At 75.0% G+C, this 11,140-nt stretch carries 13 protein-coding genes; 11 read left to right on the top strand and 2 right to left on the bottom strand.

Annotation, left to right across the window (positions count from 1 at the left end; translation table 11 throughout):
• Positions 1–39 precede the first annotated feature (39 nt).
• Positions 40–288: a DUF1876 domain-containing protein gene (locus AB0C21_RS17190; protein ID WP_500205091.1), complete on the bottom strand. Its 249-nt coding sequence runs from the start codon at positions 286–288 to the stop codon at positions 40–42.
• A 212-nt stretch (positions 289–500) separates the two neighbouring features.
• Here AB0C21_RS17190 and AB0C21_RS17185 point away from each other — a divergent pair, with 212 nt between their 5' ends.
• Entirely contained in the window at positions 501–1,853 is a 1,353-nt protein-coding gene (locus AB0C21_RS17185; RefSeq protein WP_500205090.1) for a nicotinate phosphoribosyltransferase, read from the top strand.
• A gap of 16 nt (positions 1,854–1,869) precedes the next feature.
• Here AB0C21_RS17185 and AB0C21_RS17180 read toward each other — a convergent pair whose 3' ends face one another.
• Positions 1,870–2,721, bottom strand: coding sequence for a universal stress protein (locus tag AB0C21_RS17180; RefSeq protein WP_500205089.1), 852 nt, complete (start codon positions 2,719–2,721; stop codon positions 1,870–1,872).
• Between the two features lie 318 nt (positions 2,722–3,039).
• On the opposite strand from AB0C21_RS17180, the gene AB0C21_RS17175 reads away from it, so the two are divergent.
• From AB0C21_RS17175 to AB0C21_RS17130, 10 genes are all read left to right on the top strand, one after another.
• Complete coding sequence (locus AB0C21_RS17175; RefSeq protein WP_500205088.1) at positions 3,040–3,603, top strand: hypothetical protein; 564 nt, start codon at positions 3,040–3,042, stop codon at positions 3,601–3,603.
• Between the two features lies 1 nt (position 3,604).
• Positions 3,605–4,228 (top strand): class F sortase, encoded by a 624-nt coding sequence (locus AB0C21_RS17170; RefSeq protein WP_500205087.1) that lies wholly within the window; start codon positions 3,605–3,607, stop codon positions 4,226–4,228.
• 118 nt (positions 4,229–4,346) lie between these two features.
• Positions 4,347–4,667, top strand: coding sequence for a hypothetical protein (locus AB0C21_RS17165; protein ID WP_500205086.1), 321 nt, complete (start codon positions 4,347–4,349; stop codon positions 4,665–4,667).
• A 109-nt stretch (positions 4,668–4,776) separates the two neighbouring features.
• Positions 4,777–5,259 (top strand): cyclic nucleotide-binding domain-containing protein, encoded by a 483-nt coding sequence (locus AB0C21_RS17160; protein ID WP_500205085.1) that lies wholly within the window; start codon positions 4,777–4,779, stop codon positions 5,257–5,259.
• The gene (locus tag AB0C21_RS17155; protein WP_500205084.1) at positions 5,256–6,119 is read left to right on the top strand and encodes an FAD/NAD(P)-binding protein; all 864 of its coding nucleotides are present in this window, start codon (positions 5,256–5,258) and stop codon (positions 6,117–6,119) included. The genes AB0C21_RS17160 and AB0C21_RS17155 overlap by 4 nt, the downstream gene beginning before the upstream one ends.
• 2 nt (positions 6,120–6,121) lie before the next feature.
• Positions 6,122–6,910: an NADH-quinone oxidoreductase subunit B family protein gene (locus tag AB0C21_RS17150; RefSeq protein WP_500205083.1), complete on the top strand. Its 789-nt coding sequence runs from the start codon at positions 6,122–6,124 to the stop codon at positions 6,908–6,910.
• Entirely contained in the window at positions 6,894–8,219 is a 1,326-nt protein-coding gene (locus tag AB0C21_RS17145; RefSeq protein WP_500205082.1) for a Ni/Fe hydrogenase subunit alpha, read from the top strand. Before AB0C21_RS17150 ends, AB0C21_RS17145 begins: the two co-directional genes overlap by 17 nt.
• Positions 8,216–8,701, top strand: coding sequence for a hydrogenase maturation protease (locus tag AB0C21_RS17140; protein WP_500205081.1), 486 nt, complete (start codon positions 8,216–8,218; stop codon positions 8,699–8,701). Before AB0C21_RS17145 ends, AB0C21_RS17140 begins: the two co-directional genes overlap by 4 nt.
• Complete coding sequence (locus tag AB0C21_RS17135) at positions 8,701–9,870, top strand: 4Fe-4S dicluster domain-containing protein (RefSeq protein WP_500205080.1); 1,170 nt, start codon at positions 8,701–8,703, stop codon at positions 9,868–9,870. The genes AB0C21_RS17140 and AB0C21_RS17135 overlap by 1 nt, the downstream gene beginning before the upstream one ends.
• 51 nt (positions 9,871–9,921) lie before the next feature.
• Positions 9,922–11,061 (top strand): site-2 protease family protein, encoded by a 1,140-nt coding sequence (locus AB0C21_RS17130; RefSeq protein WP_500205079.1) that lies wholly within the window; start codon positions 9,922–9,924, stop codon positions 11,059–11,061.
• The last annotated feature ends 79 nt before the right edge of the window (positions 11,062–11,140 follow it).

Here is an 11,140-nt window from a genome sequence, read left to right as displayed (position 1 = left end):
CGGCTCACCTCATCGGAAGAGAGCGCGGTCTCGCGGCGTTCACGCGGGCCCTGCGAACTGGGCGATGTCCTTGCTCGCGAGGCCCTGGAGCCGGCCGGCCAGATCGGCCAGCGCCCGGCTGACGGCGAGCTCGTCGCCGATCTCGGGAACCTCGCGGTCGACCGGGTTGCGCCGCGCCTGCCCGCGCCCGGTCGTCTTCTTGTCGCCGCTGAGCAGGACCGCATGCGCGACGGTGTCAGGGCCGTCCTCGGTGATGTAGAGCTCGACGCTCCATTCCTTGGCCTTCATGGCGAACCTCCTTCGCTCGGCCGTTCAACCTCCATCGTTGGAGCGCGGCCGGAGGCGCCCCTAGGGGCGGAAGTCCCGAATCCCGGGGTCGGCGCCCTCCGGAAAGGGACCTTCGGCCCCGCCGGGCGGGACGGACGGAGGCGGGCGGACCGGGCCGGGGCGGGCAGGGTCGAACCCGTACAGCCGCGGACCGACACGCGAGGACTGATCGTATGAGCGGCGGACTGCTGACCGACCTGTACGAGGTGACGATGGCGGCGAGCTATCTGCGCCGCGGTATGACCGGACCGGCCACGTTCAGCCTCTTCGTCCGGAAGCTGCCGCCCGACCGGGGATTCCTGATCTCCGCGGGCCTGGAGGACTGCCTGTCGTTCGTCGAGGACTACGGCTTCTCCGAGGACGACCTCGGCTACCTGGCCGCCGAGCAGGGGCTGGACGACGCCTCGCTCCGGGCGTTCGAGCGCCTGCGTTTCACCGGCGACATCCGGGCCGTGCCCGAGGGGCGTGTCGTCTACCCCGGCGAGCCCCTTCTGGAGGTCACCGCGCCGATCGCGGAGGCCCAGCTGGTGGAGACCGTGCTGCTGAACCACATCACCTTCCAGTCCACGGTCGCCACGAAGGCCGCCCGCTGCGTGCGGGCGGCCGGCGGGGCGGCGGTCATCGACTTCTCCTTCCGCCGGACGCAGGGGGTCGACGCCGCGATGGCCGTCGCGCGGGCCTCCTACCTCGCCGGTTTCGCCGGCACCAGCAACGTCGAGGGCGCCCGGCGGTACGGCATCCCCGCGACCGGCACGATGGCCCACTCCTACGTCGAGGCCTTCCCCGGCGAGGACGAGGCGTTCGCGGCCTTCGCGGCCGACTTCCCCGAGCGCACCACGCTGCTGGTCGACACCTACGACACGCTCGGCGGCGTCGCCGCCGCGATCCGGACGGCCCGCCGGGCCGGGCTGCCGGCCCTGGCGGGGATCCGGCTCGACTCCGGCGATCTCGGCGACCTCGCGGTCAAGGCCCGCTCGATGCTGGACGAGGCCGGCATGACGCGCACGCGGATCGTGGCCAGCGGCGGGCTCGACGAGTACCGGATCGCGGACCTCGCCGCCGCCGGCGCGCCGATCGACGTGTACGGGGTGGGGACGAAGATGGGCGTGTCCGCCGACGCCCCCTACCTCGACAGCGCCTACAAACTCGTCGCCTACGAGGACCGGCCGGTGATGAAGCTGTCCACCGGCAAGATCACCGCACCGTGCGCCAAGCAGGTCTACCGGGGCGCGGACGGGGACGTGGTCGCGCTGCGGGACGAGCCCGCCCCCGAGGGCCTGGAGCCGCTGCTCGTCCCCGTCATGGCGGCCGGACGCCGCGTCGCCGACGCCGAGCCGCTCGACCGCGCACGCGAGCGCTGCGCCGCCGACCTGGCCGCGCTGCCCGACCGGATCAAGCGGCTCCGGGAGCCCGAGACCCGTCCCGTCCGGCTGAGCGCGCGCCTCCAGGCCGCCCGGGACCGGCTCTACCAGGAGCTCGCCGCCGGATACCGGGCCGCCGGGAGCGGCCCGCTCGAAGGCGGGTGACCGAGGGCTGGGCGCCCTAACCGAACCGGCCGACGAGGGCGACCGGGCACTCGGCGTGATGGATCACGCCGTGGCCGACGGAGCCGAGCCGGAAGAGGCCCAGGCGGTGGGGGTGCGCTCCGAGGACGACCAGGTCCGCCGTCCGCGACACCCTGCAGAGCTCGGACACGGGGTGCCCGACGAGGACGTCGTTGACCACGTCCACCAGCGGATACCTGTCGTACAGCGGGGCGTAGGCCTCGATGACGCGGGCCCGCCGCTCGTCGTTGAGGCGCTCCTCGTCGATGGCGTATCCGGCCTCGGCCATGTCCACCGAGAGCTGCCACGCGTGGACCACGCGCAGCCGCGCCCCGCGGGCGGCGGCCGCGTCGAAGGCGTACCTCAGCGCGTCCCCCGGCTCCTCGGCGACGTCGTAGCCCACCACGACCTCGCCGCGGCCGTCGCCCTCCCCTCGGACGACCACCAGGGGGGCGGCGGTGTGCCCGGCCATGCGCAGGGTGGTGGAGCCGAGCAGGAGTCCGGCGAACCCGCCGTGCCCGCGGTGCCCGAGCACCAGCTCGAACGCCTTCTCCGCCTCGTCGCGCAGCGCGTCCTGCGTCGCGTTGACGACCAGGGCGGTCGTCACCCGCAGCTCCGGACGGCGCGCCCGGACGCGGTTCTCGGCCTCCAGCAGCACCGCGTGCCCGGCGGGCGAGACGCGTTCGGCCTCGTCCGGCGGGGCGAAGCGGCGGAGCTGGTACGGCCAGATCTCCGCCACGTGGACGATGTGCAGCGGCCGGTGCCGCAGCGCGGCCTCGTCGGCCGCCCAGTCGACGGCCCGGCCCGCGGGGCCGGACCCGTCGGTCCCCACGACGATCGGTGCGGACATGGCTCCTCCGGCGATCACCCGTCTACTCCCGGCCGGTTTCCAGCCTTGGCCGGACCGGCGGGCGCGGCACAGGGACCAAGGTCCGCCGCGGCCGGGACCTTCGGCGCCCCGGCACCCCCGAACCGACCTCCCGGTTCGCAGGCGTTGGGCTCCGAAGCGCCGGAGCCCCCTCCGCGTGAGCCCTGCCGGGGTGGGCCGTTGGTCCCCGAACGATCCGACCTTCGTCCCTGAAGCCCCCGGGCCGGGCGGCCTGCACTGGTGAGGCAAGGCCCCAACGGCACCAGGCGCCCGCACTGAGCGGTGCGCAGGAGGTGGATCATGTTGCCCCTCGGTCTCGCCCTCACCCCCGTGCTCACGGCGGCGCTGGCGCTCGCTCCCTTCGAGCCGAGCCCGACGCCCACGACGAGCGAACCCACTCCCCCGGCCCCCGCGGCGACCGTCAGCGTCGTCCCGGCCTCGGTCCCCGTCGGCGGCGCCCCGGTGACCGTGGCGGCGGTCTGCGCCGACGGGACGGCCAAGGCCGTCGTCAAGTCCGACGCCTTCGCGGGAGGCGGCGCCTTCAACGGGGCGCCGAAGCTCACGCTGAAGACCTCCGCCGAGGCCAAGGCGGGCAAGTACGCCGTCAACCTGCTCTGCGACGGGACCGCGGTCAGCGCGTCGACCTCGCTCCTGATCACGCAGGCGACGTCGCCCAGCCCGACCCCGACGAGCCCGGCGCCCACGAGTCCCGCCCCGAACCCGACGCCGTCCGGCCCGCCGCAGACCGGTGGCGGCTCGACCTCGGTGTCCGGTCCGTTCCTGCTCGGCGGGGTGCTGCTGATCGGCACCGGTGCCGCGGCGGGCACGTTCGCGCTGCGTCGGCGCCGCCAGGGCGGAGCGTGAGATGCGCCGGTGGGGCGGCGTGTGGCTGCCGCTCGCGGCCGCCGCCGTCGTCATCGGGGTCGTCCTGGTCGTCTTCGGACTCGACCGGGGCGGCCCCCCGGGCGTGCCCGGAGGCGGCTCCGGCGGTTCCTCACCCAACCCGCCCGCGGCCGGCGCGATGCCGCGTTCGGAGCCCGTCCGCATCCGGGTCCCCGCCATCGGCGTCGACGCGCCGGTCCTGTCCCTGGGGCTGAAGCCCGACGGCACCGTCCAGGAGCCGTCGCTGAGTCAGCCGGGGCTCACCAGCTGGTACAACGGCGGCGCGGCGCCGGGCGAGCGCGGCCCGGCCGCCTTCTACGGCCACGTCGACACCCGCGCGTCGGGCCCGGCGGTGTTCTACGACCTCGGCCGCCTCAGGCCGGGGGCGCAGGTCAGGGTGCTGCGCCGGGACGGCCGCACGGCGGTCTTCCGGATCACCTCCGTCGAGCAGGTCCCGAAGTCCAGGTTCCCGACCGAGCGCGTCTACGGTCCGACGGCCGATCCCACGATCCGGCTGATGACCTGCGGCGGCGAGTTCGACCCGGTCAAGCGCAGCTACAAGGACAACATCATCGCCTACGGCGTCCTCGTCGGCTCCGCGGGATGAAGCCTCCCCGGGGCCGGCGGGCGCCGACCCGCGTCCTCCGGGGGCGTGGGCCGTTGGTCCCGGAATCGACGTCGGGACGGCCCTGCCCCCCGGCGCGGCGGGCGGGGACGGTGAGGACATGGCTACGAAGTTCTCGACCCAGACCATCGCCGGCCGCGCGGGCCGGAGCGGGCGGCCGGGACGGGAGGCACCCTCCCCCGCGCCGGCCGTGGTGCCGCGGCTCACGGACCGTGCGTGCTGCTGCCTGGCCAAGCCCGCCGTGGTGGCGGTCCTGCCGATCACCGGCCGCGACCACCGGCCCGTGGACCTGCATCTGTGCGTCCACCACTACCGGCTCTCGCGCAAGACCCTCGACGAGGCGGGGGCCGTCGTCTTCGACGGCGCGGGCCTGCCCGTCACCGACCCCGATGCCGGAAAACTGCTGCGCACGGCGCGCTGACCCGGTCCCCCGCCCTGCCCATGTTCTCGACCGGCCCTGTTCTTGACCGGCCCTGTTCTTGACCATCACTGCGGCATGCGCGGCCCGTCATAAGGGCAGGTCACGGCAGGTGGGGGCAACGAGCGGCGTCGCGCGCGAGACGCTGGCCGAGGAGCGGTTCTTCGCCGGCATGCCGGGCCGCCACCTGGCCGCCCTGGCCGCGACGGCCACGGCGACGGACGTCCCGGCGGGGCACCGCTTCTTCGAGGAGGGGTGGGCCGCCGGGCACTTCTGGCTGCTGCACTCCGGGACGGTGGCCCTCGATCTCCAGGTCCCGGGACGGGGCGCGGTGGTGGTGGAGACGCTGCCGCCCTCCTCCGTGCTGGGATGGTCGTGGATGTTCCCTCCGCACATCTGGAGGTTCGGCGCCGTCTCCCTGGGCCCGGTCCGGGCCCTGCGGTTCGAGGGAGCCGAGGTCCGGGAGCTGTGCGCCGCCGACCTCCGGCTCGGCTACGACCTGACCCTGCGGTTCGGCGCCGTGCTGCTGGACCGCCTCGAAGCCACCCGGGTCCGCGTCCTGGACCTGTACGCGGCCCCGGAGCACCCGGCGTGAACCCGGCCGCCGCGCGCCACCCCGTGGCGCCCGTCCCCTACCGCGTGACGGCCCGGCGGGCGGAGACCGCCGACACGGTGACGCTCGCGCTGGAGCCCGTCGGGGAGCCGATTCCGGAGCCCGCGCCGGGCCAGTTCACGATGACGTACGCGTTCGGCATCGGCGAGGCGCCTATCTCCCTCAGCCGCATAGGGCCGGGCAAGGGGGCGGGCCCCTCGCGGAGAAGCGGAGCGGTGCTGGAGCAGACGGTCCGGGCCGTCGGCGCCGTCACGCGGGCCGTGTGCGGGACGCGGCCCGGCGAGGTCCTCGGGCTGCGCGGCCCCCTCGGCACCGGCTGGGGGCTGGACGGCGCCCGCGGACACGACCTGGTCGTGGCCGGGGGCGGGATCGGCCTGGCCTCGCTGCGGCCGGTGGTGCTGCGGGCCCTGGCCGAGCGGGACTCGTTCGGCCGCGTCGCGGTCCTGGTCGGCGCCCGCACCCCCGGCGACCTGCTGTTCACCGGGGAGCTGGACGCCTGGCGGGCGCGCGGCGCCCAGGTCGAGGTCACCGTGGACCGGCCGGACCCCGGCTGGACCGGCCACGTCGGTGTGATCACCGCACTGGCGGACGCCGCGGACGTCGACCCCGCCCGGACCGCCGCCTTCGTCTGCGGCCCGGAGATCATGATGCGCCTGACCGCGCGGGCGCTCACCGGCCTCGGGGTCCCGCCCGGCAACGTCCGGCTGTCGATGGAGCGCAACATGCGGTGCGGGGTCGGCTGGTGCGGGCACTGCCAGCTCGGCCCGCTGCTGGTCTGCCGGGACGGGCCCGTCGTGCCGTACATGCGCGCCGAACCGCTCATGACCGTCAGGGAGCTGTAGCCATGGGCCGACCGACGCTGGCCGTGTGGAAGTTCGCCTCCTGCGACGGCTGCCAGCTCACCCTGCTGGACTGCGAGGACGAACTGCTCGCCCTCGCCGGCGAGATCGAGATCTCGCACTTCCTGGAGGCGTCGAGCGCCGCCGGTGAGGGGCCGTACGACGTGTCGCTGGTCGAGGGGTCGATCACGACGCCCGCGGACCTGGAGCGCGTCCGGCACGTGCGGGCCGTCTCCCGGAAGCTGGTCACGATCGGCGCGTGCGCGACCGCCGGGGGCGTTCAGGCGCTGCGGAACTTCGCCGACGTCGAGGAGTTCGCCTCCGTCGTCTACGCGCGGCCCGAGTACGTCGACACGCTCGCGACGTCGACGCCCATCGCCGCGCACGTGCGCGTGGACTTCGAGCTGCGCGGATGCCCGATCGACCGCCGCCAGCTGCTGGAGGTGCTGGCGGCGCACCTCGCGGGCCGCCCGCCCGACGTCCCCGTGCACAGCGTCTGCTTCGAGTGCAAGATCCGCGGAAACGTCTGCGTCATGGTCGCCCACGGCACCCCGTGCCTGGGCCCGATCACCCAGGCGGGCTGCGGCGCGATCTGCCCGGCGTACGCGCGGGGCTGCTACGGCTGCTTCGGCCCGGCCCCCGCGTGGAGCGGGGGGCGGCCGAACACGCGCGGCCTGCTGCCGTGGCTCGACATGACCGGCGAGGAGGCGGACCGCCTGCTGTCCACCTTCAACGTCGCCGACTTCCGCGAGGAGGCCCCGCCCGGGGGACGCAGCGATGACGCACCGCAGTGAGAAGGACGGCAGTGAGACGCACGGCAGGGACAGGACGCTGCGCGTCGAGACCCTCGCGCGGGTCGAGGGCCAGGGCGCGATGTACGTCCGGGTGCGGGGCACGGACGTCGAGGAGGTGCGGCTCGACATCTACGAGCCGCCGCGCTTCTTCGAGGCCTTCCTGCGGGGCCGCGCCCACACCGAGCCGCCCGACATCACCGCCCGGATCTGCGGGATCTGCCCGGTCGCCTACCAGATGAGCGCCTGCCAGGCGATCGAGGCCGCCTGCGGCGTGACCGTGGACGGCCCCCTCGGCGAGCTGCGCCGCCTGATCTACTGCGGCGAGTGGATCGAGAGCCACGCCCTGCACATCTACCTGCTGCACGCACCGGACTTCCTCGGCTGTCCCGGCGCGGTGGAGCTGGCCCGCGACCACCGCGCCGCCGTCGAGCGGGGGCTGCGGCTGAAGAAGGCCGGGAACGCGCTCATGGAGTTCCTCGGGGGCCGCGCGATCCACCCGGTGAACGTCCGGGTCGGCGGCTTCCACCGGACCCCGGCGCCCGCCGAGCTGGCCCCGCTCGCCGAGACCCTGCGGGTGGCGCGCGACGACGCCCTGGCCACCGTGGAATGGGCGGCGGGCTTCGAGTTCCCCGACTTCGCCCACGGCCACGAGTTCCTCGCGCTGTCGGCCGACCGCTACCCCCTCGAGGGCGGCATCGTCCGCCGCGGCACGGGGCCCGCGTTCCCCGTCGCCGAGTTCGAGCGGAACGTCGTCGAGGAGCAGGTCCCGCACTCGACCGCGCTGCACGCCCGCTTCACCGGCGGCGGCCGCTACCTGACCGGTCCCCTGGCCCGCTACTCCCTCAACCGCGACCGGCTGTCCCCGCTCGCGCTGGAGGCCGCCGACCGGGCCGGGCTCGGCCCGGAGTGCCGGAATCCGTTCCGCAGCATCCTCGTCCGGGCCGTCGAGGTCGTCTACGCGGCGGACGAGGCGCTGCGGATCATCGACGCCTACGAGCCGCCGCCGCGCCCGGCCGTGCCGGTGCCGCCGCGGGAGGGGACCGGCCACGGCGCCACCGAGGCCCCGCGCGGCCTGCTCTACCACCGCTACGACCTCGGTCCGGACGGCCTCGTCCGGGCGGCCAGGATCATCCCGCCGACGTCGCAGAACCAGGCGGCCATCGAGGACGACCTGCGCCGCTTCGTCGCGGCCCGCCTCCACCTCGACGACGAGGCCCTGACCCGGAGCTGCGAGCAGGCGATCCGCAACCACGACCCCTGCATCTCCTGCGCCACCCACTTCCTCGACCTCACCGTGGAGCGGTCGTGATCACCGTGATCGGGGTGGGCAACGACCTCCGCCGCGACGACGGCGCCGGCCCCGCCGTCGTCGCGGCCCTCCGCGGCCGTACGGAGGCGAGGCTCGCGGTCGCCGGCGGCGAGCCCGCGCGGCTCATCGACCTGTGGGCGGGAGCCGACCTCGCGATCATCGTGGACGCCGTGCGGGCCGACCCGCCCGAGCCCGGCAGGGTCCACGAGCTGGACGCCGGGGCCGCCGCCCTCACGGCGCGGCCGGTCACCGACCACGCCCTCGGCCTCGGCGACGCCGTCGCGCTCGGGTCGGCGGTGGGCCGGATGCCCGCCCGGCTCCGGGTCCTCGCGATCGAGGGGGCCGACTTCGGACTCGGCCGCGGGCTCACGCCGCGGGTCGCCGCCGCGGTCGGCGCGGTCGCCGACCGCCTGGCCGGCGCGCTCGCGTCCCGGCGCGGGACCGCGTTCGCCGCGGCCGACCACGCAGGAAGGAGAAGCTGATGACCGCGCCAGCGCTGGAACTGACGAGTCTGCGCCCGCTGTGCGAGGCGCTGCGCCGGGCCGGCTACACCGTCATCGGGCCGACCGTGCGCGACGACGCGATCGTCCTGGAGGAACTCGACTCGGCCGACCGCCTGCCGCACGGCTGGGGCGTCACGCTCGAAGCCGGCGCCTACCGGCTGCGCCGGCGGGCGGACGGCGCGGCGTTCGCGCACGCGGCGGGGCCGCAGTCCTGGAAGCCGTTCCTGCACCGGTCGAGGGTCAAGCTCTGGGAGGCGGACCGGACGGAGGACGGGTTCCAAGTCAGGGACGGGACACCCGAACCGGCCCGGCTGGCACTGCTCGGCGTCCGGCCCTGCGACCTGCGCGCGATCGCGATCCAGGACCGCGTGCTCCTGGGCGGCCGCCACGTCGACCCCTCCTACGAGGCACGGCGGCATGACAACTTCATCATCGCCGTCAACTGCACCGAGCCCGGCGGGACCTGCTTCTGCGCCTCCATGGGCACCGGCCCGCAGGCGGGCCCCGGCTACGATCTCGCGCTGACCGAACTGGCCGGCGACGACGGCCTCCGCTACGTGGTCGACGTCGCCACCGAGGCGGGCGCCGCCCTCATGGACGACGTGGAATCGGCGCCCGCCGAGCCCGCCGACGTCGACCGGGCGCGCGCGGAGGTGGCGGCGGCGGCCGACCGGATGGGCCGGGAGATGCCCGCCCTGGGACTGCGCGACCTCATGGCCGGCACCCTGGACGCCGACCGCTGGGACGAGGTGTCCGAACGCTGCCTGAGCTGCGGCAACTGCACGATGGTGTGCCCGACCTGCTTCTGCACGAGGGTCAGTGACACCACCGACCTGACCGGCGACCACGCCGAACGGTGGCAGCTCTGGGACTCCTGCTTCGATCCGGACTTCACCCATCTGCACGGGGGCGACGTCCGGGCGTCCCCGAGGAGCCGCTACCGCCAGTGGCTCACCCACAAGCTCGGCACCTGGCACGACCAGTTCGGCTCCTCCGGCTGCGTGGGCTGCGGCCGGTGCATCGTCTGGTGCCCGGTCGGCATCGATCTGACCGTCGAGGTCGCGGCGCTGCGCACCGAGGCCGCCGGGGAGGGCCCGGGGCGGCCCGAGGGGTCGAAAGGCCCACCCGGAGGGGAAGTTCGCCCCTGACCGCCGGACGGAACGCCGCGCGAGCCTGAAGGCATCGGTAGGAGGCTCGTGATGAAGCAGACGTTCAGGTTCGGCACCTTCCGGGGGATCCCGGTCGGGATGCACTGGTCCGTTCTGGTGATCATGCTGTTGATCACCGAGATCCTCGGCCGCTCGGTACTGCCCACCGCCGACCCGGCCGCGTCACCCGGCGTGCGCTGGACGGCGGCCGTCCTGGCGGCGGTGCTGTTCATGGGATCGCTGGCCGCGCACGAGGTCGCGCACGCGGTCGTCGCCCGGCGGCACGGGGTGGGAGTCGCCTCGATCACGCTGTGGGCGCTGGGCGGCCTGGCGGAGCTGGACGGCGAGCCGGCCACCGCCCGCGCCGACCTGCGGATCGCCGGGGTCGGCCCGCTGACCAGCGCGGTCGCCGGCGCGGTGTTCGCCGGGCTCTGGCAGGCCGGGGAGGCGCTCGGCGCCCCCGTGATCGTCTCGGCCTCGCTGAGCTGGCTGGCCGTGACCAACGTCCTCATCGCGGTGTTCAACCTGCTTCCGGGGGCGCCGCTGGACGGCGGGCGCATCCTGCGCGCGCTGCTGTGGGGCAGGAGCGGGGACAAGCCGCGCGCGACGCGCACCGCCCAGCACGCCGGGCTGGCGCTCGGCCGTGTCATGATCGGCGCCGGTCTGCTGATGCTGCTGCTGTGGAGCTGGTGGAACGGGCTGTGGCTGGCCCTCATCGGGTGGTTCATCTCCAGTTCGGCGCGGGCAGAGGAGCGCTGGACGGACCTCCGCGAGGCCGCGAGGGACCTCCGGGTCGCCGACATCATGACCCGCGACCCCGACAACGGCTGGACCTGGCAGGCCGCGGCCCCGTTCATCCGGGACGTGGCGGTGCCGTCCCGCCAGTCGGTGTTCCCGGTCGTGAGCGTGTCCGGCGAGCCCGTCGGCGCCGTCACGTCGGACCGGCTGACCCGCGTCCCGGCCTGGGACACCGGCGCCACGCTCGGCGATCTCAGCGTCCCGCTCGGCTCCGACCGGGTCGTCGACCCCGAGAGGCCCGTGGACGTCCTCCTCCAGATGGCCCCCGTCGCCGGCGACCTCGTCGCGGCCGTCGCCGCCGACCACCACCTGGTCGGGATGGTCACGACCGAGGACCTCCAGCGGATGATGCGCCAGACCCGGCTCCGGCGCGGCAGCCCCGCCGCCGCCTGACCCCCGCCCAAGCGCGGACCCGCGGTTCTCCACCCGGACGACATGGAACATCTGCTGGACACGGAACATCGGCAGCGGC

This window comes from Spirillospora sp. NPDC049024 (assembly GCF_040649235.1).
Classification (GTDB): Bacteria; Actinomycetota; Actinomycetes; order Streptosporangiales; family Streptosporangiaceae; genus Spirillospora.
This window is presented reverse-complemented; position numbering and strand designations above follow the sequence as displayed.

Excerpts from the sequence above, each read along its gene's own strand:
- AB0C21_RS17190 (WP_500205091.1), bottom strand. The coding sequence starts at position 288 with ATGAAGGCCAAGGAATGGAGCGTCGAGCTCTACATCACCGAGGACGGC.
- AB0C21_RS17185 (WP_500205090.1), top strand. The coding sequence starts at position 501 with ATGAGCGGCGGACTGCTGACCGACCTGTACGAGGTGACGATGGCGGCG.
- AB0C21_RS17180 (WP_500205089.1), bottom strand. The coding sequence starts at position 2,721 with ATGTCCGCACCGATCGTCGTGGGGACCGACGGGTCCGGCCCCGCGGGC.
- AB0C21_RS17175 (WP_500205088.1), top strand. The coding sequence starts at position 3,040 with ATGTTGCCCCTCGGTCTCGCCCTCACCCCCGTGCTCACGGCGGCGCTG.
- AB0C21_RS17170 (WP_500205087.1), top strand. The coding sequence starts at position 3,605 with ATGCGCCGGTGGGGCGGCGTGTGGCTGCCGCTCGCGGCCGCCGCCGTC.
- AB0C21_RS17165 (WP_500205086.1), top strand. The coding sequence starts at position 4,347 with ATGGCTACGAAGTTCTCGACCCAGACCATCGCCGGCCGCGCGGGCCGG.
- AB0C21_RS17150 (WP_500205083.1), top strand. The coding sequence starts at position 6,122 with ATGGGCCGACCGACGCTGGCCGTGTGGAAGTTCGCCTCCTGCGACGGC.
- AB0C21_RS17145 (WP_500205082.1), top strand. The coding sequence starts at position 6,894 with ATGACGCACCGCAGTGAGAAGGACGGCAGTGAGACGCACGGCAGGGAC.
- AB0C21_RS17135 (WP_500205080.1), top strand. The coding sequence starts at position 8,701 with ATGACCGCGCCAGCGCTGGAACTGACGAGTCTGCGCCCGCTGTGCGAG.
- AB0C21_RS17130 (WP_500205079.1), top strand. The coding sequence starts at position 9,922 with ATGAAGCAGACGTTCAGGTTCGGCACCTTCCGGGGGATCCCGGTCGGG.